Raw genomic sequence first — 26650 nt, 5'->3', positions numbered from 1 at the left:
GGGCGCGGCGTCAGTCCTGCACCTTGCCCAGCGCACGCAGCACGTTTTCGGCTGTGGCCGGGGCCACCAGGGCGACGGGCTGTGCGGCTTGTTCGGTTGGGCGCGCCGCAGCCACCGCATTGCGCAGTGCTTCGTACACGCTGATGGCGAGCATGAACGGTGGTTCGCCCACGGCCTTGCTGCCGCCCACGTTGTCTTCGCGGTTGGCTTCGTGCCAGAGTTCCACGCGCAGGTGTTCGGGCACGTCGCCCGTAGCCGGAATCTTGTAGGTGCTGGGGGCATGCGTGGCCAGGCGGCCGTCGTCGGTCCACACGAGCTGCTCGGTGGTCAGCCAGCCCATGCCCTGCACAAAGCCGCCCTCGATTTGCCCGATGTCGAGCGCCGGGTTGATGCTGTGGCCCACGTCGTGCAGGATGTCCACGCGCACCACGCGGCTCTCGCCGGTCAGGGTGTCGATCACCACCTCGGAGCAGGCCGCGCCGTAGGCAAAGTAATAGAACGGCCGGCCCGTGAGCGTGGTCTTGTCGTAGTGGATCTTGGGCGTGCGGTAGAAGCCGTCGCTCCAAAGCTGGATGCGGTTGGCGTAGGCTTCCTTGACCACGTCGCCCCAGGCGCGCACCTTCTTGGGCGAGATCACCTGTCCGTCCTGGAAGCGGATGGCGCCCGCGCCGCAGCCGTCGAGCCCGCAGACGAACGAGGCCAGGTTGTCGCGCACGTTGCGCGCGGCAAACTGGGCCGCGCGCCCGTTGAGGTCGGTGCCGCTGCTGGCCGCGGTAGCGCTGGCGTTGGGCACCTTGCTGGTGTCGCTGGCCGTGACCAGCACACGGTGCAGCGGCACGCCCAGCTCGTCGGCCACGATCTGCGCCACCTTGGTGTGCAGGCCCTGGCCCATTTCGGTGCCGCCGTGGTTCACCTGCACGCTGCCGTCGGTGTACACATGCACCAGCGCACCGGCCTGGTTGAACAGCGTGGCCGTGAAGCTGATGCCGAACTTCACCGGCGTGATCGCCAGCCCGCGCTTGAGCACGGGCTGGCGTGCGTTCCATGCGGCAATGGCCTGCTGGCGGGCGCGGTAGTCGGCGCGCTGCTCGAGCGTGGGCATGAGTTCATGCAGGATGTTGTCTTCCACCTGCATCTGGTAGTGGGTCACGTTGCGGCCGCTGGCGGCGTCGGTGCCGTACAGGTTGTGCAGGCGCACGTCCTGCGCGTCCAGGCCCAGCCGGCGGGCAATGTCGCCCAGGATGGCTTCGATCACGATCACGCCCTGCGGGCCGCCAAAGCCGCGGAAGGCGGTGTGGCTCTGGGTGTTCGTCTTGCAGCGGTAGGAGCTGATCTCCACGTCGCTCAGGAAGTACGCGTTGTCGGCGTGGAACACCGCTCGGTCGGCCACGGGGCCCGACAGGTCGGCGCTGAAGCCGCAGTTGGCGGCCATCTGCAACTGCAACCCCAGGATGCGCCCGCGGTCGTCAAAGCCCACGGTGTAGCGGTAGGCAAACGGGTGGCGCTTGCCGGTGATGACAAAGTCCTCGTCGCGGTCGAGTCGCAGTTTGACGGGGTGGCCCGTCTTGTGCGCGGCCACGGCGGCCCACACGGCCAGGTGGCCGGCCTGCGTCTCCTTGCCGCCAAAGCCACCGCCCATGCGCCGGCATTCGACGCGCACCGCGTGGTTGTCGATGCCCAGCGCGTGCGCCACCCAGTGCTGCACCTCGCCCGGGTGCTGCGTACTCGAATAGATGTGCCACTGGCGCTGCTCCAGCGGCAGTGCGTAGGCGATCTGGCCTTCGAGGTAGAAGTGCTCCTGCCCGCCGACTTCGAGCGTGCCGTCGAGCCGGTGCGGCGCGGCCTGCAGCGCGGCCTGCGCGTTGCCGCGGCGCACATGCACCGGGGGCAGCACAAAGCTCTGCGCGGCCAGGGCCTGCTCCACCGTGAGCACGGCGGGCAGTGGTGTGATGTCGAGCCTGACCAGCCGGGCCGCACGGCGCGCGAGCATGACCGAATCGGCCACCACCAGCCCCACGACCTGCCCGCGGAACTGCACCGTGTCGCGCGCAAAAATGGGCTCGTCGTGCGCAAAGGCGGCCAGGATCGGGTCGCCCGGTACATCGCTGGCCAGCACCACGGTGCGCACGCCGGGCAGGGCGAGTGCCGCAGAGGCATCGACGCCGTGGAGCGTGCCGTGCGCCACCGGCGAGCAAATGGGCGCGGCATACAGCGTGCCGCGCACTTCGGGCAGGTCGTCGATGTAGTGCACGCGGCCGGCCACCTGGGCGCGGGCGCTTTCATGGATGTGCGAGCGGCCCACGGCCGGCCCCGGGGCGTCGGATGCGAGGTGTGCGGCCAGCGAAGTGTCGGGCGCGTTCATGCGAGTTCCTCCAGGCGCAGGCGTTCCACACTCACCAGGGTTTCGCCCTGGCTGTCGCGCCACAGGCGCTCCAGCAGGTTGCGCAGCACCGTGCGGCGGTAGGCGCTGCTGGCCCGCATGTCGCTGATGGGCTGGAATTCGTCCGCCAGCGCCTGCTGGGCGCGGGCCACGGTGGCGGCCGTCCAGGGCTGGCCCACCAGGGCCGCCTCGGTGGCGCGGGCCCGCGCCGGGGTGGCGGCCACGCCGCCCGCGCCGATGCGGGCCTGCTGCACCACACCGCCCTGCAGGTGCAGGTGCACCACCAGGCACACGGCCGAGATGTCGTCGTCAAAGCGCTTGGAGATTTTGTAGGCCCGCAGCAGCGCGGTGGGCGCGTCGGGCCCTGAGGCGGGCTGCGGCAGCGGCACGCGGATCTGTGTGAGCAACTCGTCGGCCGCCATCACGTTCTGGCGGTAGCCGGTGTAGAGGTTCTCGAGCGGCAGCACGCGCTCGCCGCGCACGCTGGCCAGCACCACCTCGGCCCCCAGCGCGATCAGCAGCGGCATCGAATCCCCGATGGGCGAACCGTTGGCCACGTTGCCACCCAGCGTGCCCGAATTGCGCACGGGCAGGCCGGCAAAACGGCTCGCAAAGCTGTGCAGTTGCGGCCACACGGCGGTAAGCGCTGCAAAGGCCTCGGTCAGCGTGGCGGCCGCGCCGATGCGCAGCTGCCCGTCCACGGTGTCGATGCGGCGCAGTTCGGCCGCGCGGGTCACATCGAGCACCTGCTCGAATCGGCGGTGCTGCTTGGTCACCCACAGGCCAACGTCGGTGCAGCCGGCCACCACCTGCGCGCCCGGGTGGGCGGCGCGGGCCTGCAGCAGGGCGGGCAGGGTGCCGGGGGCCATGTAAGCAAAATCAGGGGCTTGTGCTTGTCCCTGCTCATTGAGTTGCTTCAATTTTGATAGCAAGGCGTTTTCATTGACCTGCAGGGGCGGCAGCGTGCCCATGCGCTCGGCGGCATCCAGGATGGGGCGGTAGCCGGTGCAGCGGCAGAGGTTGCCCGAGAGGTCCTCCTGCGCGCGTTCGCGCGTCACGGTACGGCCCCGGCAGACCTGGTTCTGGTACATGCCGAACAGGCTCATCACAAAGCCTGGCGTGCAGAAGCCGCATTGAGAGCCGTGGCACTGCACCAGGGCCTCTTGCGCCGGGTGCAGCGCGGGCACGGGCTGGCCGGGCAGGGGTTCGATCAGCGGGTCTTCGGTCAGGTCTTCTACCGTCCACAGCGCCATGCCGTGCACCGAATGCGCCAGGCGGATGCACGCGTTGACGGCGCTGTATTGCACGCGGCCGTCACGGGCTTCGCCCAGCACCACGGTGCATGCGCCGCAGTCGCCTTCGCCGCAGCCTTCCTTGGTGCCGGTGCAGCCCAAGTCCTCGCGCAGCACCTCCAGCAGCGTGCGGTCGGGTGGTACATTGCCCAGCGCTACCGGCTGGCCTCGTCGAAGGAATTGCAGGGGGCGGGTGGTCATGACGGATGCGGACTCGATCTCTGGGAATGCATCTGAGGGTAGGGCGTGCAACCGCGCCCGGCATACGCCCAAGCTTATGACATCAATGCGCGCACCGCTATGAGAGACCAAGCCCTTTTCGACAAGATAGACCTCCACTTGATCAGGGTCTTGCACACCGTGTTGACTGAGCGCAGCGTTTCGAGGGCCGCCGTCCGGCTGGGCATGCACCAGCCGGCGGTGTCGGCCGCGCTCAAGCGGCTGCGCGACCTGTCGGGCGATCCGCTGCTGGTGCGCTCGGGTGTGGGCATGATGCCCACCGACGCTGCGTTGCGCATGATCGATCCGGCCGCCGCCATCCTGCGCTCGGCCGAGGCGTTGTTCTCAGACGCCCGCGGCTTTGACCCACGCACCGCCACGCGCACCTTTCGCGTGGCCGCAAGCGACTATCTCGACCCGCTGTTCTTGCCGCAACTGGTCGCGCGCATCAAGGCGCAGGCGCCGCTGTGCCCCATCGAGGTGCTGCCCCTGTCGCCCGACACGCACTACCACGCGCACCTGGCGCAGGGCGAGGTCGATGTCGTGATCGGCAACTGGCCCGCGCCGCCCGAAGACCTGCACATGGGCCGGCTGCTTGGCGACGAGGTGGTCTGTCTGGTGCACCGCGACCATCCGGCCGTGCGCCGCGGCTGGGAGGTGGCCGACTGGCTGGCCGCCGAGCACATCGCGCCCACCCCCATGCACCCCGGGGCGCGCGGCGTGATCGACGCGCACCTGGACAGCCTGGGCCTGGCGCGCAACATCACGGCACGGTGCGCGCATTTCAGCCTGATTCCGGACATCGTGGCATCGAGCTTGCTTGTGATGACCACCGGCCGCCAGTTCTGCGAGCGCTACCTCGACCGCTTGCCGCTGGCCATCCTGCCGAGCCCGGTGCCGTTTCCGCGCCTCATGTACTACCAGCTCTGGCACGCCCGCACGCACCATTCGGCGGCGGCCATGTGGCTGCGCGACTGCGTCAAAAGCGTGGCCGCATCGCTACGAAAAGAATAGCGGCACACGCTGGCAGGGAAAGCACGAGCACCCCCTTCGGGCTCTAAACAATTTGTAAAACTGAGAGACAATTCCCGGCATGAGTTCCAACCCCCCTTCCCAGGCTGGCGGCGCGCCGCCACCCCGGCTGCAGCTGGCCGGTATCACCAAGCGCTATCCGGCGGTGGTGGCCAACAGCGGGGTCTCGCTCACGGTGCGTCCGGGCGAGATCCACGCGGTGCTCGGCGAAAACGGCGCGGGCAAGTCCACGCTGATGAAGATCATCTACGGTGCCGTCAAACCCGACGAGGGCAGCGTGCACTTCAATGGCCAACCCGTTCAGGTGCGCAACCCGCAGGAGGCGCGTGCGCTGGGCATTGCCATGGTGTTCCAGCACTTCAGCCTGTTCGACACCCTGACGGTGGCCGAGAACGTGTGGCTGGGGCTCGACAAGTCGCTCGCCCTGGCCGAAGTGACCGAGCGCATCCGCGCCAAGGCGGCCGAATACGGGCTCGACATCGACCCGCTGCGCCCGGTGCACACGCTGTCGGTGGGCGAGATGCAGCGGGTGGAGATCATCCGTGCGCTGCTCACCAACCCGCAGCTGCTCATCCTGGACGAGCCGACCTCGGTGCTCACGCCCCAGGCGGTCGAAAAGCTGTTCATCGTTCTCAGGAAGCTCGCGTCCGAAGGCTGCAGCATCCTCTACATCAGCCACAAGCTGCACGAAATCCGCGCGCTGTGCACGGCCTGCACGGTGCTGCGCGGCGGCAAGGTGACAGGCGTGTGCAACCCGGCCGAAGAGTCGAACGCGTCGCTCTCGCGCCTGATGATTGGGGCCGAGCCCCCGGCGCTCACGCACCGGCCGCAGCAGCTCGGTGCCACCGTGCTGCGCGTGCAGGGCCTGTCGCTGGCGCGGCAGGACCAGTTTGGCGTGGATCTGGTTGACGTGGATCTGCAGGTGCGCGCGGGCGAGGTGGTAGGCATTGCCGGGGTCTCGGGCAACGGCCAGAAGGAGCTGCTGTATGCGCTGTCGGGCGAAGACCCGCGCGCCGACGCGGCCTGCATCGAAGTGGCCGGACAGAAGGCTGGGCGCCTCGGGCCTGCAGCCCGGCGCGCGCTGGGCCTGCACTTCGTGCCCGAGGAGCGCTTGGGCCGCGGTGCCGTGCCCAGCATGGGGCTGGCGCACAACCTGCTGCTTACGCGCACGGGGGCGGTGTCGCGCAGCGGCTGGATCCGCGTGGGGGCGTTGCAGGCCCATGCGCGGGACATCATTGCGCGCTTCAACGTCAAGGCCGGTGGTCCGAACGCTGCGGCGCGCTCGCTGTCGGGCGGCAATCTGCAGAAGTTCATCGTCGGGCGCGAGATCGACGCCAAACCCCGGCTGCTGATCGTGTCGCAACCCACCTGGGGGGTGGACGTAGGCGCAGCCGCGCAGATCCGCGGCGAGATTCTGGCCCTGCGCGACGCGGGCTGCGCCGTGCTGGTCGTCAGCGAAGAGCTGGACGAGCTGTTCGAGATTTGTGACCGGTTGCACGTGGTGGCCAAGGGACACCTGTCGCCCTCGATCGACCGGGCCGACGCGACGGTGGAGCGCATCGGCGAATGGATGAGCGGCCTGTGGCATGCCGATGTGCAGGCCCACCTGGCCCAGGCCGCGCAGGCGGCGTCGCAACAAGAAGGAGCCGCGCATGCTCAAGCTTGAACCCCGTCCCGAAGCCTCGCGCTGGTGGACGTACGGCTCGCCGCTGCTGGCGCTGGCCATTACGGTGGTGGTGGGCATCACGCTGTTTGCCGCGCTGGGCAAAGACCCGGTGCGCGGCCTGCAGATCTTCTTCTGGGAGCCGATCAAGTCGGCCTACGCGGTGGGCGAGTTGATGGTCAAGGCCACGCCGCTGCTGCTCATCGCGCTGGGCCTGGCCGTGTGCTTTCGCTCCAACGTCTGGAACATCGGGGCCGAGGGGCAATTCGTGATCGGCGCCGTGGCGGCCGGTGGCGTGGCGCTGATGGCCGACAAGACCACGGGCACCTGGATCGTGCCGGCCATCTTGCTCGCCGGGATTTTGGGCGGCATGGTGTGGGCAGGGCTCACCGCCTTGCTGCGCGACAAGTTCAACGCCAACGAGATCCTGGTGAGCCTGATGCTGGTGTACGTGGCCACGCTGGTGCTCGGTTATCTGGTCTACGGCCCCTGGAAGGACCCGATGGGCTACAACTTCCCCCAGACCAAGATGTTCGAGAAGGTCACGCAGATCCCGCGGCTCATGCAGGGCTCGCGCGTGTCCATCGGGCTCGTGATTGCGCTGGCCGGGGCGGCTGCGCTGTGGGTGTTTTTGTTCCGCACGCGGGCCGGGTTTGCGCAGCAGGTGGGCGGGCTGGCCCCGGCTGCCGCGCGCTATGCGGGTTTCTCGTCGCGCCGCGCGCTGTGGCTGGCGCTGCTGGTGTCAGGCGGCGCGGCCGGTCTGGCCGGTGCGCTGGAGGTGGCCGGCCCGATCGGGCAGCTCACGCCCTATGTGCCGGCCGGCTATGGCTTTGCGGCCATCATCGTGGCCTTTGTGGGGCGGTTGCACCCGGTCGGCATGGTGTTGTCGGCCATCCTCATGAGCATGTTCTACATCGGCGGCGAACTCGCCCAGTCGCGCCTGGGCCTGCCCAAGTCGCTGACCGGCGTGTTCCAGGGCTTGCTGCTGTTTTCGCTGCTGGCCTGCGACACGCTGATCGCCTACCGCATCCGCTGGGTGCCGCGCCGCGCTGCTGCGCCAGGGGCGAGCGCATGAGCGCGCTGCCATCTCCCACCATTGGCCTGGGCGCGGTGGCGCCGGGCACCGCCGGTGCTGCCGGCAGGAAGGGCTGACCGTTCCATGGAATCGTACGCATTGCTGCTGGGCGCCACGCTCAGCGCAGGCACCGTGCTGGCGATTGCCGCGCTGGGCCTGTTGATCAACGAAAAGGCGGGCATCGTGAACCTCGGGGCCGAGGGCATGATGCTCTGCGCGGCCATTGCCGGGTTTGCCACGGTGGTGCACACCGGGCACTTCGGCCTGGGGCTGCTGGCTGGCATGGCGGCTGGGGCGGTGCTGGCCGCCATCTTTGGCGTGCTGGTGATCTGGCTCAACACCAACCAGTACGCCACGGGGCTTGCGCTGTCGCTGTTCGGCGTGGGTTTTTCGGCCTTTGTCGGCATCCGCTACGTGCAGGCCAAGCTGCCCGAGCTGCCCAAGTTCGCCATACCGGTGCTGTCGGATGTGCCCCTGCTCGGGCCTGCGCTGTTCCGCCAGCATCCGGTGGTGTATCTCACGGTGCTGTTCACCGGGGCGCTGATCTGGTTCCTGTACCGCTCGCGCGCCGGGCTGGTGCTGCGCTCGGTGGGCGAATCGCCCGAGTCGGCGCATGCACTGGGCTATCCGGTGCGCCGCATCCGTCTGGCGGCCGTGGTGGCGGGGGGCGCGCTGTGCGGGCTGGCCGGGGCCTACATCTCGACGGTGTACACGCCGCTGTGGGTGGAGGGCATGGTCGCGGGCCGTGGCTGGATTGCGCTGGCGCTCACCACCTTCGCCACCTGGCGTCCGGCACGCGTATTGCTTGGGGCTTATCTGTTCGGCGGTGTGACCATGCTGCAGTTCCATCTGCAAGCCACAGGCGTGCAGGTGGCCAGCCAGCTGCTGAGCATGCTGCCCTACATCGCCACCATCGTGGTGCTGGCCCTGATCTCGCGCAATCCGACCTGGATCCGCGTGAACATGCCGGCCTCGCTGGGCAAGCCGTTTTATCCGGGTTCGTGATGTGCTGATTCCGTCCGCCGTGCAGGGTTTCTACTCGCCGGTCGAACAGCCCATAATCGACGCTTTTGTAACCGCCTCTGTCGCCAACCTTGTCCTTTGAAGGAAACAACATGACCGATCTGCACAAACGCTCCCTGCTGAAGGTGGCCGCACTGTCTGCCGTGGCCGCTGCCGCCTTGGTGGGTTGTGGCAAGAAGGAAGAGCCCGCACCGGCTCCCGCGCCCGCTCCGGCTCCTGCCGCCGAAGCTCCGGCACCCAAGCCCGAGCCGCTGAAGATCGCATTCGCCTACGTGGGCCCGGTGGGCGACGGCGGTTGGACCTTCGCGCACGACAACGGCCGCAAGGCGATCGAGAAGGAATTCGGCGACAAGGTCGTGACCAGCTTCGTGGAGAGCGTGCCCGAGTCGGCCGACGCCGAGCGCGTGCTGCGCGACATGGCCGGCCAAGGCAACAAGCTGATCTTCGGCACCACCTTCGGCTACATGGAGTCCATGCTGAAGGTCGCTGGCGACAACCCGAACATCAAGTTCGAGCATGCCACGGGCTACAAGACGGCCGACAACCTGCGCACCTACGACAGCCGCACTTATGAAGGCGCGTACATGGCCGGTGTCATCGCCGGTGCCATGACCAAGTCCAACACCCTGGGTGTGGTGGGTTCGGTGCCGATCCCGGAAGTGATCCGCAACATCAACAGCTTCACCATGGGTGCGCAGTCGGTCAACCCCAAGATCAAGACCAAGGTGGTCTGGGTGAACGAATGGTTCAGCCCGCCGAAGGAAACCGAAGCCGCCACCAGCCTGATCAATGGCGGTGCCGACGTTCTGTTCCAGAACACCGATTCGCCAGCCGTGCTCAAGACCGCCCAGGAAAAGGGCAAGCGCGCGTTTGGCTGGGATTCGGACATGACCGCCTACGGTCCCAAGGCCCACCTGGCTTCCGCCATCATCAACTGGGGTCCGTACTACATCAAGGCCACCAAGGATGCGCTGGAAGGCACCTGGACCACGGGCCAGAGCTGGTGGGGCGTGAAGGAAGGCGCCATCGACATCGTCTCGATCGCCGACGACGTGCCGGCCGACATCAAGGCCAAGGTCGAAGAGATCAAGAAGGGCCTGGCCGCTGGCACGTACCACATCTGGAAGGGCCCGATCGTGGGTCAGGACGGCAAGGAAGTGCTGGCCAAGGATGTGGTCGCTGACGACAAGTTCCTGTCGGGCGTGAACTTCTACGTCAAGGGCGTGGAAGGCAAGATCCCCGGCGGCGAGAAGAAGTAAGCACCGCTATGCACGGGCCTGCTGCGGTGGGCCTGTCGTGCTGCTGGGCCGCCTGCGGGCGGCCCTTTTCATTGGGTCGCGCGTGCCTCCGTTGCAAGGGCATGCGCTTGTGGTCGTACCGGGAGGAGGCTCGCATGCGTTATTCGGTGGAAGCCAGCCTGTGGCACCCGGTGGCGGCCAGTGACGACGTGGCCGAGGCACCGGTGGCGGTTACGTTGCTGGAGCAAGCGCTCGTGCTCTGGCGCGATGCCCAAGGGGCCGTGCGGGCCATGCCAGACCGCTGTCCGCACCGGGGCGCGCGCCTTTCGCTGGGCCGTGTGTGCGACGGTCGCATCGAGTGTCCGTACCACGGCTGGCAGTTCGATCACCAGGGCCAGTGCCGACATGTCCCGGCCTTGCCTGGCTTTGTGCCACCGACCACCCACAGCGTGGCCTGCCACGCGGTACAGGAGGCGTATGGCCTGGTGTGGGTGCGCCTTCAGGGCGCTGGCGGCATGCTGCCAGCCTTTGCAGCCGAGCACGAGCCTGCGCTGCGCACAGCGCTCTGCGGTCCGTACGACGTGGCCTCCAGTGCACCGCGCGTGGTGGAGAACTTCCTGGACATGGCGCACTTCGGCTTCGTGCACGAGGGCTGGCTGGGCGCCCGTGCCCACACGGCTGTGCCCGACTACCGGGTGGAAGACACGCCCACCGGGCTGCGTGCCTTCGACTGCCGGGCCTGGCAGCCGCAGTCCAACCTGCATTCCACCGCACCGGCCCTGGTGGCGTACGGCTACGAGGTCACGGCCCCGTATGCCGCGCTGCTGACCAAAGAGCCGCCCCCAGGCACCACGGCCGTGGCCGGCTGGCGTGAGGCCATCGGCCTGTTCATCTGCCCGGTCACCCCGGAATATTCGCGTGTCTGGTTTCGCCTGGCCGTGGCCGATGTCGAGACACCCGACGATGCCTTGCGGGCGTTTCAGCACACCATCTTCACGCAGGACCAACCCGTGCTGGAATCCCAGCAGCCCAAACGGCTGCCGCTGGATGTGCGGGCAGAGTTGCACACCGCCGCAGACCGTGCATCATCGACATACCGCCGATTCCTGCAGCGCAGCGGCATCACATTTGGAGTTTGCTGATGTTCAAGGTCCCGCCCGTTCCCGCCCGCCGTCTGCCCGAGCTGCTGCGCGCCATGCCCAAGGCCGAGCTGCACATCCACATCGAGGGCTCGCTTGAGCCCGAACTGATCTTTGCGCTGGCGCAGCGCAACGGCGTGGCGCTGCCCTATGCCAGCGTGGAGGCGCTGCGCAGCGCCTATGCGTTCACCAACCTGCAAAGCTTCCTCGATATTTATTACGCCGGGGCGAGCGTGCTCTTGCACGAGCAGGACTTCTACGACATGGCCTGGGCCTACCTGCAGCGCGCGGCGGCCGACCAGGTGGTGCGGGCCGAGATTTTTTTCGATCCGCAGACGCATACGTCCCGGGGCGTGTCGATGCAGACGGTGCTGCAAGGCCTGCACCGCGCCTGCGAAGACGCCCGCGCGCAGCTGGGCGTGAGTGCCGTGCTGATCCTGTGCTTCCTGCGCCACCTGAGCGAGGAAGACGCGTTCGCCACGCTGGAGCAGGCCCTCCCGTACCGCGACCGCATCGTGGGCGTGGGCCTGGATTCGAGCGAGTTGGGGCATCCGCCCGAAAAGTTTGCGCGCGTCTTTGCCCGTTGCCGTGAGCTGGGCCTGCGCCTTGTGGCCCATGCGGGGGAAGAGGGGCCTCCGGCTTACATCTGGAGCGCACTCGATGTGCTCAAGGTCGAACGCATCGACCATGGCGTGCAAGCGGTGCACGACGCTGCCCTGATGCAGCGCCTTGCGCACGATCGGATTCCGCTCACAGTGTGTCCGCTGTCCAACCAGAAGCTTTGCGTCTTTCCGGATCTGCGCCAGCACAACCTGGGCACCTTGCTGGACGCAGGTCTGGCCGCCACCGTCAACTCCGACGACCCCGCCTACTTTGGCGGCTACATCAACGACAACTTCACCCAGGTGTTTGCGGCCACGGGCCTGACCGCGAAGCATGCGTACCAGCTGGCGTTCAACAGCTTTGAAGCCAGCTTTGCCAGCGATGCCGAAAAGCGCGACTGGGAGCACCGTCTCAAGGGCGTGTTCGAGCGCTTCGTCGAACACGACTGAGCCGTATCGCACGGCACAGGCCCGCAAGCCTGTGGGGTGCGCGAGGCTGTGCAAGCAGCCGTTGCCCCGCGGGCGGGCGGCCCGGCCCCGGGCGGCTGCCAGCCGGTCAAGGGGCGCTTTCGGTACAATTTGAGGCGCAAAGGCTGCTGTCCCGGCAGCCTTTTGCTTTTTCTGTCCCCGGGACCATGTAGAGGAACACCATGTACAAAAACCTCGCTGCCGCGCTCGCGGCCGCCTGTTTTTTCCTTCCCTTTTCCCTCCCAGCCCAGCAGCGCAGCGCCCCGGCTGCAGAGCCGCTGAAGGCGGGCTTTGTCTATGTCTCCCCCATCACCGAGGCCGGCTGGACGCGCCAGCACGACGAGGGCCGCAAGGCCGTGGAGGCCGCGCTCGGCAACCAGGTGAAGACGACTTTCGTCGAGAACGTCGCGGAAGGCGCGGATGCCGAGCGCGTGATCCGCGATCTGGCCGCGACGGGCCACAAGATCATCTTCACGCCCAGCTTTGGGTACATGGAGCCCACGTTGCGTGTGGCGCGCGACTTCCCGGACGTGCGCTTTGAGTCGATCACCGGTTACAAAACGGCGGCCAATGTCACCGCGGCCAATGCGCGCTACTACGAAGGACGCTACCTCGCCGGCATCGCGGCAGGCCGCATGAGCAAGACCGGCGTGGCGGGCTATGTGGCGGGATTCCCGATTCCCGAGGTGCTGCAGGGCATCAATGCGTTCGCGTTGGGCATGCGCTCGGTGAACCCGCAGGCCAGTGTCAAGGTGGTGTGGCTCAACGTCTGGTTCGACCCGCCCAAGGAGCGTGATGCGGCCATGGCGCTGTTCAACCAGGACGTGGATGTGGTGGCGTTTCACACGGGCTCGACCGCGGTGATGGCTGCCGCACAGGAGCGCGGCAAGATGGCCGTCGCCTACCACTCGGACATGCGCCGGGTGGGGCCCGACGCGCAGATCGTGGCCGTGACCCACCAATGGGGCGACTACTACACCCAGCGCGTGCGCGCAGTGCTTGACGGAAGCTGGAAGAGCCGTACGGTGTGGGGCGGCGTGCGCGAAGGCATGATCCGCGTGGGCGATTTCGGCAGCCGCGTGCCGCAGGCCGTGCAGGCCGAGGTGCTGGCTGCGCAAAAAGCCATCGGCGAGGGGCGTCTGCACCCGTTCCACGCGCAGCGCGCGGCAGTGCGCGACAACGAGGGCCGCGAGGTGATTGCCAAGGGCCAGACCCTGGGCGACGAGCAGATCCTGCAGATGAACTGGCTGGTCGAGGGGGTGGTCGGCCGCCTGCCCCGTTGATGCGCAGTGCATACCCGCTATAGGCCGGCGCGTATGCGCGCCGTGCCAGCCGCGGATAAGCTCGCTTCCCATGAATGTCTATCGCGCCGCGCTGCTGCGCTTTGCCGACGACGGGTCGGCCGTGTACGAATCCGATGGCCTGCTGGCCACAGAGCGGGGGCCTGACGGCCTTGCCCGCGTCGTGGCGGCCGGGCCGTGGGCTGCGCTGTCGGCCACTTATGCCGGCCATCCGGTGACCCATTGGCCGGATCGCCTGATCGCCCCCGGGTTTGTGGACCTGCACGTGCACTACCCGCAAACCGATGTCATCGGCTCGCCGGCCGAGGGCTTGCTGCCCTGGCTGGAGCACTACACCTTTCCGCACGAGAGCCGTTTTGCCGACCCAGCCTACTGCGATGCGGTGGCGGCGTTCTTTCTCGATGAACTGCAGCGCAACGGCGTGACGACGCCGCTGGCCTTTGCGACCTCCCATCCGGCCTCGGTCGATGCGCTGATGGGGGCTGCCCAGGCACGCGGTATGCGGCTCATCACGGGCAAGGTGCTGCAGGATCGCCATTCGCCCGACGGTGTGCGCGACGACACCGAGCAAAGCCTGCGCGATACCGAGGCCTTGATCCGGCGCTGGCACGGTGTGGACCGTCTGGGCTATGCGATCACCCCCCGCTTTGCACCCACCAGCACGCCGGCCCAGTTGGGCGGCGCGGGCGAACTGGCCGCGGCCTACCCGGACGTGTGGATCCAGTCCCACGTCGCGGAAAACCGCGACGAGATCCGCTGGGCGCGCGAGCTGTTTCCGCAGGCCAGCAGCTATCTTGCGGTGTACGACGATTTCGGTCTGATGCGCGAGCGGGCGGTGTACGCCCATTGCATCCACTTTGACGACGAGGACCGTGCGCGCATGCGCGGCACGGGCGCTGCGGCAGCGGTCAGTCCCACCAGCAATTTGTTCCTGGGCAGTGGCTTTTTCGACTACGCCGGGGCCGACCGCGTGGGCTTTCGCTACGGTCTGGCCAGCGACGTGGGCGGGGGCACGAGCTTCAGCCCGTTCCACACCATGCTCGCGGCCTACTATGTCGGCCGGGAAGGGCAGACCAAAAGCGGGCTCAGCCTGTCGCCGCAGCATCTCTGGTGGCAGCACACGGCGGGTGCGGCCCAGGCCTTGGGCCTGGCGGGCGTGGTGGGCAATCTGCAGCCCGGGTGCGAAGCCGACTTCGTCGTGCTGAATCCGGCCGCAACGCCCCTGCTGGCCCGCCGCACCCAAGCGGCCCGCACGCTGGACGAGCTGCTGTTCGCCCTCATCGTGCTGGGCGATGACCGATTGGTCGAGCGCACCCTGCTGGCAGGCGCGGCCTGATGCGGGCACGCGGCCCTTGGCGGCTTCGTACAATCGCGCCAAACAAGGGCCACCCATGACCATCAAGAGCGACAAGTGGATCCGCCGCATGGCGGAACAGCACGGCATGATCGAGCCGTTCGAGCCAGGCCAGATCCGCGAGGCCGACGGCCGCAAGATCATCAGCTACGGCACCAGCAGCTACGGTTATGACATCCGCTGCGCGCCCGAATTCAAGGTCTTCACCAACATCCACAGCACGGTGGTGGACCCGAAGAATTTCGACGAGAAGAGTTTTGTCGATTTCCATGGCGACAGCTGCATCATCCCGCCCAACAGTTTTGCGCTGGCGCGCACGGTGGAGTACTTCCGCATTCCGCGCAACGTGCTGACCATCTGCCTGGGCAAGAGCACCTACGCCCGCTGCGGCATCATCGTCAATGTCACGCCCTTCGAGCCCGAGTGGGAGGGCTATGTGACCCTGGAGTTCAGCAACACCACGCCGCTGCCAGCCCGTATCTACGCGGGCGAGGGCTGCGCGCAGGTGCTGTTCTTCGAGAGCGACGAGGTCTGCGATGTGTCGTACAAAGACCGTGGCGGCAAGTACCAGGGCCAGGTGGGCGTGACGCTCCCCAAGGCCTGAAGCGCGCGCACTTCCTCACCACCAAAGGCACTGGCCCCGGGCCGGGCGCTGCACGCGCCCCTGGTCTGGCATGCGGCTTTGCCCAGCACAGGCGCTTAGGGGCCTACCTTGCGTGGCTGCAGATGCGAAAACGGAGCAGTCGGCCAGGGGCTTTGGCTTGCTGCTGTGGTGCACGCAACCCTTCGCGGCTCGGTTATGCAATCCTCGGGGTGTGGCGGTGTGCCCGGCTCAGTGCAGCGTGCCGCCCGCCACCGCCAGGTCGTGTGGCTGCAGCGCAGCCGCCCAGAGCGCCTCGTACACGCCGCGCACCATGGTGGCCAGGGGCAAGCAGGGCTCGCCTTGCCCCGGAAGCCAGGGCACATGGATGAAACCGGCTCGCGGACGCGCCGCAGGCGCTTGCTGCGCCACATGGTGCAGCAGGCCGTACAGCACATGGTTGCAGACAAAGCTGCCCGCCGTGTACGACAGCTCGCACGGCACGCCAGCCCGCAACACAGCCTGGCGCATGGCCTTGACCGGCAGGGTGGCAAAGTAGGCGGCCGGGCCGCCGGGCACCACGGGCGTGTCGATGGGCTGCGCGCCGACGTTGTCAGGAATGCGTGCGTCCTGCAGGTTGATGCCCACACGCTCCAGCCCGATGGCCGCCCGGCCGCCGGCCTGCCCCAGGCAAACCACCAGGCGCGGTTGCCATCGTGCCAGGGCCTGCTCCAGCACCGGCAGGGCGGTGGCAAACACCGTGGGCAGCGTCTGCGCCTGGACCTGCAGACCCGCGATGCGCTGGCCCTGCAGCGCCTGGGCGATCTGCAGGCTGGGGTTGGCGGTGTCGCCCCCAAACGGATCGAAACCCGTGAGCAAAAGGGTCGGGGGCGGCAGCGGTGCGGCGGGTGTGCAGGGGGCCATGCGTCGATGGTAGCCTGAGACCGCCGCCCGCGAACGCTCCGAGGGCCTTGTGCAAAATGGCGGCTTGTGCTTGATTTGTGTGACTGGGTTGCTATTAAAAATATAGCAATCGTGTGCAGGCGCTGCCCGGGTGATGCGCCCGAAACCGGCCGTTTGACCCGCTGGCGGCCCGGAGTGCGACAATCTGAGGCTCAGATGACAAGCTCCTTCTCCAATCTATCGCTGGCAGAACCGCTGGCACGCGCCGTCGCAGAAATGGGCTACGAGTCCATGACGCCGATCCAGGCGCAGGCGATCCCCGTGGTGCTGACCGGGCGCGACGTGATGGGCGCAGCCCAGACGGGCACCGGCAAAACGGCGGCGTTCTCGCTGCCGCTGCTGCAGCGCCTGCTCAAACACGAAAACAGCTCGACCTCGCCAGCGCGCCATCCGGTGCGTGCGCTGGTGCTGCTGCCCACGCGCGAACTGGCCGACCAGGTGGCCCAGCAGATCGCGCTGTACGCCAAGCACACCAAGCTGCGCAGCACCGTGGTGTTTGGCGGCATGGACATGAAGCCGCAAACGCTTGAGCTGAAAAAGGGCGTCGAAGTGCTGGTGGCTACGCCGGGCCGCCTGCTCGATCACATCGAGGCCAAGAACGCGGTGCTCAACCAGGTCGAGTACGTGGTGCTCGACGAAGCCGACCGCATGCTCGATATCGGCTTTCTGCCCGACCTGCAGCGCATCCTGAGCTATCTGCCCAAGCAGCGCACCACACTGCTGTTCAGTGCCACGTTCTCGCCCGAGATCAAGCGCCTGGCCAGCAGCTACCTGCAAGACCCGATCACCATCGAAGTCGCACGGCCGAACGAAACCGCCTCGACCGTCGAGCAGCGTTTTTTCAGCGTGTCGGACGACGACAAGCGCCGCGCCATCCACCAGATCCTGCGCACGCGTGGCGTCAAGCAGGCCTTCATCTTCGTCAACAGCAAGCTCGGTTGTGCGCGCCTGGCGCGCAGCCTGGAGCGCGAAGGGCTCAAGACAGCCGCCCTGCACGGCGACAAGAGCCAGGACGAGCGCCTGAAGGCCCTGGACGCCTTCAAGCGCGGCGAGGTGGATCTGCTGGTGTGTACCGACGTGGCAGCACGTGGCCTGGACATCAAGGACGTGCCGGCGGTGTTCAACTTCGACGTGCCCTTCAACGCCGAGGACTATGTGCACCGCATCGGCCGTACGGGCCGTGCGGGCGCGTCGGGCATCGCGGTCACGTTGGTGTCGTCGTCGGACGCGCGTCTGGTGGCCGACATCGAGAAGCTCATCAAGAAGAAGATCGACCTCGAAGCGGTGGAGTGGGACGAAGACCGCCCGCGAGGCCGCATCAACGACGGCCGCCGCGCCTGGCGCGAGGGGGATGAGGCCCCGCGTGAGCGTTCTTCGGAGCGCCGCGAGGGTCGCGAGACCCGAGAGCCCCGTGAGTCGCGCTATGGCCGGTCGGCCCCGGTGTCTCGCGATCCGTTCTTCGAGCGGCCTTACGAGCCCGGCAATACCGAGACCCCGCCTGCGTGGGAGCCGTCGGTGCGCACGGCCGCGCGCAGCGCCGTATCGGCCAACATCAAGCCGCGGCGCAAGGTGGCGGCGCTGTTCAAGTCGCCGACGCCCCCGACCACTGCCGGTTGATCCATCTGCGCTCAGGCGTGCGGGTCTTGCGCCTGCTCGCAGCGCACCTGCAGGCGCTCGCGCTCGTCCAGCGTGGCTCCAAAACGCACGGCGGTCAGGCAGCCCCCCCAGACGCAGCCGGTGTCCAGCCCGAGCAGGTCGGGGCGGCTGAGCCATCCGAGCGTCGACCAGTGACCGAAAGCGACCAGCGTGCCTGCGGCGGCACGGCCTGGCACGCTGAACCAGGGCATGAGCCCGGCAGGCGCGTCGGCTGCACTCTCGGAACTCTCAAAATCCAGCGCACCGTCGGCCGCACAAAAGCGCATGCGCGTGAAGGCGTTGACCACGAAGCGCCAGCGGTCGGGGCAATCCAGGCCTTCGTCCCAGCGCGCTGGCGCATTGCCGTACATTTGCTGCAAAAAGCCCGGCAGCTGCGGCCCGCGCAGCACGGTATGAACCTCCTCGGCCAGTGCGTGGGCTTGTTCGGGCGTCCAGCCTGGCCAGAGCCCCGCGTGGGCCAGTACCAGTCGCTGCTCGCCATGCATGTGTAGGCGCAGCAGGGGTTGGTGGCGCAGCCAGTCCAGCAGCACGTCGCGGTCAGGGGCCTCCAGCACGCTGGCCAGGGTGTCGCGGCGTGTGGGTTTGCGGGCCCCGTGCGCAGCGGCCAGCAGGTGCAGGTCGTGGTTGCCCAGCACGGGCCGCAGCGCTCCTTCGTAGCGCAGACAGCGGCGCAGAACCTCCAGCGAACCAGGGCCGCGGTTGACCAGGTCGCCGAGCAGATATACCGTGTCGCGGCTCGGGCTGAACCCCATATCGGCCAGTAGCCGCTCCAGGGCGCTGTCGCAGCCCTGAAGATCTCCGATGCAGTACAGTGCCATGCTTCCTTTCACATGATGAATCCATGGATTTTCTGCTGATTGCGCTGCTGACCTTGCTCAACGGCGTGTTCGCCATGTCGGAAATGGCGCTGGCCTCCAGCCGCAAGTCGCGCTTGCTGGCCTTGGCCGAAGGCGGGGACCGTGGTGCCAAGGCGGCGCTGGATCTGCTGGAGAGGCCCACGCAGTTTCTCTCGTCGGTACAGGTGGGCATCACCTCGATCGGCATGCTCAACGGCATCCTGGGGGAGGCGGCGTTCAGCGCGGGGCTGGGGGCATGGCTGGAAGGGCTGGGCCTGCCCGAAAAGGCCGCTGATATCACCGCCACTGCGCTTGTGGTCACGGTCATCACCTACGTGACCATCGTGTTCGGCGAACTCGTGCCCAAGCGCATCGGCCAGTTGTATCCCGAAGCCGTCTCACGGCTCATGGCGCTGCCCATGGCTTGGGTCGCCCGCGTGGCGGGGCCGTTCGTGCGCCTGCTGTCACTGTCCACCCAGGGCGTGCTGACCGTGTTGCGCGTCGGTGACGGCGCCGACCGGGCCGTGACCGAAGAGGAAATCGTGGCCAGCCTCGAGGAAGGTCGCGATGCGGGTGTGATTGAACACCACGAGCACCAGATGGTGCGCAATGTGTTCCATCTGGACGATCGTCCGCTGATCTCGCTGATGGTGCCGCGTGCCGACGTGCAATGGCTCGACGCCAGCTTGCGGGTGGCCGACGCTCTGCGTCTGGCGGGCGAGGGGGGCGGTCACGGTGCGCACTCTTGGTATCCGGTGTGCCGGGGCTCGCTTGACGATGTGGTGGGCATTGTCAGCGTGGCCCGGTTGCTCGAATTGCGTGAACAGGGCGATGCCGTGTTAGAGGCCCATGTGCAGCCGGCCATCTATGTGCCTGAAACCCTGAGTGGTCTGGAGCTGCTGGGCCAGTTCCGGGCGCGTTCGGGACGCATGGTGTTCGTGGTGGACGAATACGGTGTGCTGCAGGGCATCATGACACCGCGCGATTTGCTGGAAGCCATCACCGGAGAATTGCAACCCGGTGCGGCGACCGACGCCTGGGCCACGCCGTCGGCCGATGGCAGTTGGCTGCTGGATGGTCTGATGCCGGTGGCGGAACTGCGCGCGCGTCTCGATATTCGTGAATTGCCCGGGGAAGACCGCGGTCTGTACAACACCCTGGCCGGTCTACTCATGGCGGAGTCAGGGCATTTGCCATCTCAGGGTGAAGCGATTAATTGCGCGGGCTGGATATTTGAGGTCTTGCGGCTTGAAGGCAAACGAATCGACCAGGTGCGCGCCCGGCCCGAAGGCTGACATGGCATGCGGCGATGGCCCGAACTTGGCAGTGATGAATGCTTCGACGTCTGGTGCTGATATGGGCCAATAATCGCAGCCGGATGTCAATATGGATTCGGAAGACGGGATAATCGTGCGGACCCTATAATGTGAGTTCCAGCCAACCCTACGCAATCTAACGCATCATGATCAGCTATAAAGAACTGTTGAAGCAGCGCGAACTTCTGGAGCAGCAGATCGCCGACGCACGCCGCCGCGAACTGTCGGACGCTGTGGCCAAGGTCCGTGCTCTGATTGAGGAGTATGGTCTGAAGGCAGAGGATGTTTTTCCGCCATCGCGTGCGCGCAGTGCCAGCGCGGGCAGCAAGGTGGCCCCGAAATATCGCAACCCCGCAACCGGCGAAACCTGGACGGGCCGCGGCAAAGCCCCAAAGTGGATTCAGAACGAGAATCGCGAGAAGTTCGCCATCTGAGCCTGGGCGGTGTTGTCGCCGCTGGTGTTCAGGTTTCGGATACAGGCTACGGGCTTTGGCCGCGTGGTTCCCAAAGGCCCGCTATGCGGGCCTTTTTCATGCAAGATTCCGCGATCGGTAGTTCAGTTCAAGGAGATTCGAGGCGTATGCGATCACCCGAGCCCTTTACGCTGATGCCTGGGCGTCGCGCCACACAGGGCTGTCGTGGAGGCCTGTGCCGCGATTGCACCCAGCCAAACGCCTGCCTGGGGTAGTCTTTTGCGGAAGCGCGGTGGTTTCCCAATATCGAGGGCTTGCGTCCGCTTGAGGCCTGTTTACTCTCTGTTACTGCCAGGGGCTGGCCCTTTGAATGGAGTTTTCACGAGTGCGAGGGAACTGCTCGGAGCCTCTGCATAGGGTGAGTGGGCGGAGTTCGGGGCGTTGATGTCCTGGTGCGCGCCCCCGGCATGGCGTTGAGTCGGGCAACGCGCCGCGGAGAATGTCCTGCCGGGCCACCTCAAAGGCCAGGATTTACAGGGGGCGAAGTTGACAAAACCCTACCCCCACCAGGGCCCGATGCGCTGACAGAATGTTGGGCATTGCCGTCGCCCCGAGGAGAGATTCGCATGGCCGTCACGACCCCAGCGTCCACCCATCCGTTTGCCCATACGGTACAGACGCTTGAAATCGCATCGGGCAAGTCTGGTCGGTTTTATTCGCTTCCAGCGCTCGCCGTTGAATATCCGGGCGTATCGCGACTGCCTGTCTCGCTGCGATTGGTGCTGGAGTCGGTGCTGCGCAATTGCGATGGGCGCAAGATCACCCCCACGCACGTGGCCCAACTGGCGCAGTGGCAGCCACAGGGCGAGCGGCGGGACGAGATTCCGTTCGTCGTGTCGCGTGTGGTTCTGCAGGACTTCACTGGAGTGCCCCTGCTGGCCGATTTGGCGGCCATGCGCAGCGTGGCGGCGCGCCTGGGACGCGATCCGCGCAAGATCGAGCCGCTGGTGCCGGTGGATCTGGTGGTGGACCACTCGATCATGGTGGACCACTACGGCAAGAAAAACGCGATTGACTTGAACATGAAACTCGAATTCCAGCGCAACCGCGAGCGCTACGAGTTCATGAAATGGGGCATGCAGGCGTTTGACACCTTCCGTGTGGTGCCGCCGGGCTTTGGCATCGTGCACCAGGTCAATCTGGAGTACCTGGCGCGCGGCGTGCACCGTCGGCCTGATGGCGTGGTGTACCCCGACACGCTGGTGGGCACCGACAGCCATACCACCATGATCAACGGTATCGGCGTGGTGGGCTGGGGCGTGGGCGGTATCGAGGCCGAAGCGGCCATGCTGGGCCAGCCGGTGTACTTTCTGACGCCCGATGTGGTGGGCTTTGAGCTCAAGGGTCGGCTGCGCGAGGGCGTGACCGCCACCGATCTGGTACTCACCGTGACCGAGATCCTGCGCCAGCACAAGGTGGTCGGTAAGTTTGTGGAGTTTTTCGGCGAAGGCACGCGCACGCTGGCGCTGCCCGACCGCGCCACCATTGCCAACATGGCACCCGAATACGGGGCCACGATGGGCTTCTTCCCGGTGGACGAGAAAACCATCGAATACTTCCGTGGCACGGGCCGGACCAAGGCCGAGGTCGAGGCCTTCGAGGCGTACTTCCGCGCCCAGGGTCTGTTTGGCGTGCCGTTGGCGGGCGAGGTGGATTATTCGCAGGTCGTCACCCTCGACCTGGGGGCCGTGACGCCCAGCCTGGCCGGCCCCAAGCGGCCGCAGGACCGCATCGAGATCGGCCAGGTGGCGCGTCAGTTCTCCGATCTGTTCAGCCGGCCCGCGGCCGACAATGGCTTCAACCGGCCTGCCGACGTGCTGCACACGCGCTACCCGTTGGGGCGGCCCGGCGCTGGCCCGCTGCCCAAACCGCTGGCCGGCGTGACGGTGGGCCATGGCGACGTGTTGATTGCAGCCATTACGAGTTGCACCAACACGTCCAACCCCGGCGTATTGCTGGCCGCCGGCCTGCTGGCCAAGAAGGCGGTGGAGGCTGGGCTGCGCGTCAAGCCGCACATCAAGACGTCGCTGGCCCCGGGCTCGCGCGTGGTCACCGATTACCTGCAAAAGACAGGCCTGCTGCCGTATCTGGAGAAGCTGGGCTTCGCGCTCGTGGGCTACGGGTGCACGACCTGCATTGGCAACGCGGGTGACCTGGCACCGCAGCTCAATGAGGTCATTCTGGACAACGATCTGGTCTGCGCGGCCGTGCTGTCGGGCAACCGCAATTTTGAGGCGCGCATCCACCCCAACCTCCGGGCCAACTTTCTGGCCAGCCCCCCGCTGGTGGTGGCATACGCGCTGGCGGGCACGGTACTCAAGGACCTGATGACCGAGCCGGTGGGCCAGGGCAAGGGCGGCCGCGACGTGTACCTGGGCGATATTTGGCCTTCCAGCGACGAGATCCACGCGCTCATGGCCCAAGCCATGAATGGCAAGGTCTTCCGCGAAAACTACGACCGCGTGCGCACCGACCCGGGTGCGCTGTGGCAGAACGTGCGCGGCGTGGAGGGCACGGCCTACACCTGGCCCCGCAGCACGTACATTGCCGAGCCGCCTTTCTTTGCTGATTTTGCTATTGAAAATATAGCTAAAGATTCAGCCTTGAAAAGCACGAGCACGGGTTTTGGTTCGAATGCTGCAGCCGCGACGGGTGAGGCACATTCGCCGGTGGCCGTGGAGGGCGCACGCATCATGGCGCTGTTCGGGGATTCGATCACCACCGACCACATTTCGCCTGCGGGCTCGATCAAGGAGCATTCACCCGCTGGGCGCTGGCTGATGGAGCATGGTGTGGGCCGGCTTGACTTCAACAGCTACGGTGCACGCCGAGGCCACCACGAGGTGATGATGCGCGGCACCTTTGCCAATGTGCGCATCAAAAACCTGATGCTGCCAGCCTTGCCCGACGGTTCACGCGAGGAGGGTGGCCTGACCGTGTTCCAGGGCGATGGTCCGCAGCATGGCCAGAAGCTCAGCATCTTCGACGCCGCGATGCAGTACCAGGCGGCGGGCACACCCACGGTGGTGCTGGCGGGCGAGGAGTACGGCACCGGCTCCAGCCGCGACTGGGCGGCCAAGGGCACCCAGCTGCTGGGCATTCGCGCTGTGGTGGCACGCAGCTTCGAGCGCATCCACCGCTCCAACCTCGTGGGCATGGGGGTGTTGCCGCTGCAGTTCCGGCCGGGCGATTCCTGGCAGTCGCTGGGGCTCACGGGGGCCGAGCGTATCGACGTGCTGCCCGATCCACAGCTCACGCCCCAAAGTGAAGCCCTTCTGGTCATTCACCGCGCCAATGGCCAGCGGGATGCGGTGAGGGTGGTCTTGCGTATCGATACGCCCGTAGAGGCCGACTATTACCGGGCGGGTGGCATCCTGCCCTACGTGCTGCGGCAGTTGCTGACCTGAGACACCGGCTGGCAAGTCCAGCCGATGCGCTTGGGCAGCCTTCGCGGCGGGCGGGTGTGTCGATACACTTGTTACGTCGCGTCGCATACTGGCGCTGACCTCGCCCTTTCGCCTGGAGTGTGATCGCCGTGCCAGCCTGCCAGCCCACTACGCGGGTTCCTTTGTTCCCAGCCGTCCGGCGTTGCGGGGCCTTGCGCTGCCGGGCAGGCAGCGTATCGGCGTGCCGGGCATTGGGGGGCTGATTCATGGCGTCTCCGGTGCCTGCGTCTCCGTCTGCTGCCGCCATCCCGCCCGCAACACCTGAGGGGCCCACGCTTGCAGGCGTGGCGCCCCCCGCAGCGCCTGGCCACGAGGGCCGGGCTTCTGTCGGCACAGGGCGCACGTCCCGTTCTGGCCTGAGTCCTGCGCTGGGTGTGTTGCTCGGAGTGGGCATGCTGGTGGCGATGCTGATGCTCGCCACCCGCGCCCTGGGTTCGACCGCTGGCAGCACCCACGGGCTGGAGCCGCTGCTGGAATTGGTGGCCGTCGTGCTGGGCCTGCTCGTCGTGGCGGTCTCCTTGCATGTGCTCGACGAGCAGGACCAGGGCTGCGCCAACGTGCTGGTCGTGGGCATCCTCGTGGCGGCCATCTGCAACTTTCTGCACGGTGTTCTGGCCCACTCCACCCCCGTGCATATGCCGGCCGAGGTGGCCCAGCCATCGCTTTGGCTGAGCACGGTGGCGCGGCTGGGCGAGGCGTTCGCGCTCGGGTGGCTGGCTTTCGGCGGTCGTTTGCCTGGGCGGGGACGTCTGTGGCTGGTGCTGGGCGTGGTCTGCGGGCTGCTGGTGGTTGCACTGGCCCAGACGCCGCTGGCGGCATGGTTAAGCACCGGTCTGCAGGGGCACGTGCGCACCGTGGTGGCATCGGGCCTCGCATTGCTGCTGGGGATGACGGCCTGGCGGCTCTTTCACCGCCCCGATCAGGCGGCCTCTGGCCCGGGGCTTACACGCAATGCGAGTTTGGCGGCAGCGGCGTTTGCCTTCATGGCGGGCGAGCTGGCGGTGGCGACGCTGGGCGGCCACTCGGCCATCGGCGGGCCACTGGCCCACGCGCTGCGGGTGGTGGGGTATGCGCTGCTGTTCCAGGAGGTCTTCACTGCGGGCATTCGCCAGCCCTACCACCGCCTGCAGGATGCGCAGGAGCGCCTGCGTGAGAACGAAACCCGCCTGACCTTGCTGGGACGCAACCTCCCGCACACGGTGCTCTATCAGATCGTGCGTGAGCCCGACGGAACCCGCCAGTTCGTGCACGTGAGCGATGCGGTCGAGCGCGTGCACGGTGTGACGGCGCAGGCGGTGATGCAGGACGCCCGCCTGCTGTACGGACAGATCGTGGAGGAAGACCGCGCAGAACTGTCCCGCATCGAGATCGAGTCGTTCCGCACCCTCACCCCCATGGAGGCGGTGGTGCGCACCCGGCATCCGGGTGACGGCCAACAGCGCTGGATGCGCATCAGTGCCTCGCCGCGCCGCATTGGCTCTGGCCGCATGCTCTGGGACGGCGTGATCAGCGACGTGACGGCCGAGCACCATGCGCAGGAAGCCGAGCACGCGTTGCAGGCCCAGATGGCCAATATGCTGCAGCGCATGCCCGGCGGGGTGGCCCGCATAGACCGCGACCTGCGCGTGCTCTATGTCAACCCGCAGCAGGCCCAATGGATGAAGACCACGCCCGACCAGATCCGGGGTCGCTTTCTGGCAGAAGTGCTGCCCTGGGACCTGCACGAACGCCTGCTGCCGCGTTGGATGCAGGCCTTTGCCGGGCAGCCAGCGGTGTTCGAGAACCGTATCGACGGGCGCAATGGCCCGCGCTATTGGCATTCGGCCATCGTGCCCGAAGCGCCGGGGCCCGACGGCGTCTCGGCCGTGACGATGTTTTCCTACGATCTCACGGGCCTCAAGCGCATCGAGCAGGAGCTTGAGCAGCAGAAGGCCCGGCTGGCCAGCGTGGTCAACGCCATGCCCGACATGGTGTTCCTCAAAGACGTGGAGGGCGTGTACCTGGCCGTCAACCCGGTGTTCGAGCGCTTTGCGGGCCGTCCGGAAAGCGACATCGTTGGTCGTCGCGACGAAGACCTCTTCGGCCAAGAGCAGGCCGAGCAGTTCCGCCGCTACGACCACAAGGCCATGGCGGCCTGGCAGCCGCTGGCCTACGAGGAAACCCTGCGCTTTGCGGAAGACGGATACGAAGGCCTGTTCGAAACCATCAAGACCCCGATCCGCGACCTGTCGGGTCAGGTGACGGGCGTGCTGGGCGTGTGCCGCGACATCACCGACCGCAAGCGCGCGGAGCAGGAGATCGAGCGGCTGGCGTTCTTTGACGCGCTCACCGGTCTGCCCAACCGCCGTCTGCTCCTCGACCGCCTGCAGCATGCGGTGATGACCTCGCAGCGCAGCCGCCAGTTGGGCGCCCTGCTGTTCATCGACCTGGACAACTTCAAGGACCTGAACGACACCCTGGGGCACGACATGGGCGACCAGCTGCTGCGGCAAGTGGCCCAGCGCCTGAGCGGCTGCGTGCGCGAAGTGGACACCGTGGCGCGCTTTGGCGGCGACGAATTCGTCGTCATGCTCGAAAACCTCAGCGCCGAGCTG

19 protein-coding genes are annotated in these 26650 nt (G+C 67.0%); 15 read left to right on the top strand and 4 right to left on the bottom strand.

Features of this window, described 5'->3' with window-relative positions; all coding sequences use genetic code 11:
* Positions 1 to 10 precede the first annotated feature (10 nt).
* Positions 11 to 2362, bottom strand: coding sequence for a xanthine dehydrogenase molybdopterin binding subunit (gene xdhB, locus ABD866_RS15665; protein WP_345067286.1), 2352 nt, complete (start codon positions 2360 to 2362; stop codon positions 11 to 13).
* The gene (gene xdhA / locus ABD866_RS15660) at positions 2359 to 3873 is read right to left on the bottom strand and encodes a xanthine dehydrogenase small subunit (protein ID WP_345067283.1); all 1515 of its coding nucleotides are present in this window, start codon (positions 3871 to 3873) and stop codon (positions 2359 to 2361) included. The genes xdhB and xdhA overlap by 4 nt, the downstream gene beginning before the upstream one ends.
* Positions 3874 to 3972: 99 nt before the next feature.
* Between xdhA and ABD866_RS15655 the strand changes: the two genes are divergently transcribed.
* The 10 genes from ABD866_RS15655 to dcd all read left to right on the top strand — a co-directional run bounded on the left by ABD866_RS15655 (position 3973) and on the right by dcd (position 15390).
* A complete protein-coding gene (locus tag ABD866_RS15655) occupies positions 3973 to 4905 on the top strand; it encodes a LysR family transcriptional regulator (protein WP_345067280.1) in 933 nt (310 codons plus the stop codon).
* 79 nt (positions 4906 to 4984) lie between these two features.
* On the top strand, positions 4985 to 6589 hold the full coding sequence (locus tag ABD866_RS15650; protein WP_345067277.1) for an ABC transporter ATP-binding protein: 1605 nt from the start codon (positions 4985 to 4987) through the stop codon (positions 6587 to 6589).
* On the top strand, positions 6576 to 7661 hold the full coding sequence (locus ABD866_RS15645; RefSeq protein ID WP_345067274.1) for an ABC transporter permease: 1086 nt from the start codon (positions 6576 to 6578) through the stop codon (positions 7659 to 7661). Before ABD866_RS15650 ends, ABD866_RS15645 begins: the two co-directional genes overlap by 14 nt.
* Positions 7662 to 7745: 84 nt before the next feature.
* Complete coding sequence (locus ABD866_RS15640) at positions 7746 to 8666, top strand: ABC transporter permease (RefSeq protein WP_345067272.1); 921 nt, start codon at positions 7746 to 7748, stop codon at positions 8664 to 8666.
* Positions 8667 to 8776: 110 nt separating this feature from the next.
* Positions 8777 to 9943, top strand: a complete 1167-nt coding sequence (locus ABD866_RS15635) for a BMP family ABC transporter substrate-binding protein (protein ID WP_345067269.1) — start codon at positions 8777 to 8779, stop codon at positions 9941 to 9943.
* 134 nt (positions 9944 to 10077) lie between these two features.
* Complete coding sequence (locus ABD866_RS15630; RefSeq protein ID WP_345067267.1) at positions 10078 to 11064, top strand: aromatic ring-hydroxylating dioxygenase subunit alpha; 987 nt, start codon at positions 10078 to 10080, stop codon at positions 11062 to 11064.
* Entirely contained in the window at positions 11064 to 12113 is a 1050-nt protein-coding gene (locus ABD866_RS15625) for an adenosine deaminase (RefSeq protein ID WP_345067264.1), read from the top strand. The genes ABD866_RS15630 and ABD866_RS15625 overlap by 1 nt, the downstream gene beginning before the upstream one ends.
* Positions 12114 to 12313: 200 nt before the next feature.
* Positions 12314 to 13414, top strand: a complete 1101-nt coding sequence (locus ABD866_RS15620; protein WP_345067261.1) for a BMP family ABC transporter substrate-binding protein — start codon at positions 12314 to 12316, stop codon at positions 13412 to 13414.
* Between the two features lie 70 nt (positions 13415 to 13484).
* Positions 13485 to 14768, top strand: a complete 1284-nt coding sequence (gene guaD, locus ABD866_RS15615) for a guanine deaminase (RefSeq protein ID WP_345067258.1) — start codon at positions 13485 to 13487, stop codon at positions 14766 to 14768.
* A 55-nt stretch (positions 14769 to 14823) separates the two neighbouring features.
* Positions 14824 to 15390 (top strand): dCTP deaminase, encoded by a 567-nt coding sequence (dcd, locus tag ABD866_RS15610; protein ID WP_345067255.1) that lies wholly within the window; start codon positions 14824 to 14826, stop codon positions 15388 to 15390.
* A gap of 228 nt (positions 15391 to 15618) precedes the next feature.
* Here dcd and pcp read toward each other — a convergent pair whose 3' ends face one another.
* Positions 15619 to 16290 (bottom strand): pyroglutamyl-peptidase I, encoded by a 672-nt coding sequence (gene pcp / locus ABD866_RS15605; protein ID WP_345067251.1) that lies wholly within the window; start codon positions 16288 to 16290, stop codon positions 15619 to 15621.
* A 195-nt stretch (positions 16291 to 16485) separates the two neighbouring features.
* On the opposite strand from pcp, the gene ABD866_RS15600 reads away from it, so the two are divergent.
* Positions 16486 to 17946 carry a DEAD/DEAH box helicase gene (locus ABD866_RS15600; RefSeq protein WP_345067248.1) on the top strand — a complete coding sequence of 487 codons (1461 nt, stop codon included), beginning with the start codon at positions 16486 to 16488 and terminating at the stop codon, positions 17944 to 17946.
* Positions 17947 to 17957: 11 nt separating this feature from the next.
* Here ABD866_RS15600 and ABD866_RS15595 read toward each other — a convergent pair whose 3' ends face one another.
* Positions 17958 to 18803, bottom strand: coding sequence for a symmetrical bis(5'-nucleosyl)-tetraphosphatase (locus tag ABD866_RS15595; RefSeq protein WP_345067245.1), 846 nt, complete (start codon positions 18801 to 18803; stop codon positions 17958 to 17960).
* Between the two features lie 23 nt (positions 18804 to 18826).
* Between ABD866_RS15595 and ABD866_RS15590 the strand changes: the two genes are divergently transcribed.
* The 4 genes from ABD866_RS15590 to ABD866_RS15575 all read left to right on the top strand — a co-directional run.
* A complete protein-coding gene (locus ABD866_RS15590) occupies positions 18827 to 20116 on the top strand; it encodes a hemolysin family protein (protein ID WP_345067242.1) in 1290 nt (429 codons plus the stop codon).
* 167 nt (positions 20117 to 20283) lie between these two features.
* The gene (locus tag ABD866_RS15585; protein WP_345067240.1) at positions 20284 to 20571 is read left to right on the top strand and encodes an H-NS histone family protein; all 288 of its coding nucleotides are present in this window, start codon (positions 20284 to 20286) and stop codon (positions 20569 to 20571) included.
* Positions 20572 to 21176: 605 nt separating this feature from the next.
* Positions 21177 to 24017 carry an aconitate hydratase AcnA gene (gene acnA / locus ABD866_RS15580; protein ID WP_345067237.1) on the top strand — a complete coding sequence of 947 codons (2841 nt, stop codon included), beginning with the start codon at positions 21177 to 21179 and terminating at the stop codon, positions 24015 to 24017.
* Between the two features lie 431 nt (positions 24018 to 24448).
* The coding region (locus ABD866_RS15575; RefSeq protein WP_345067235.1) for a PAS domain-containing protein at positions 24449 to 26650 on the top strand (2202 nt) is incomplete at its 3' end.

Origin of the sequence: Acidovorax lacteus, from assembly GCF_039540375.1 — a bacterium.
Classification (GTDB): Bacteria; Pseudomonadota; Gammaproteobacteria; order Burkholderiales; family Burkholderiaceae_C; genus Acidovorax_G; species Acidovorax_G lacteus.
Note: the sequence above shows the minus strand (reverse complement) of the source record. Positions and strands in the feature narration are given on the sequence as shown.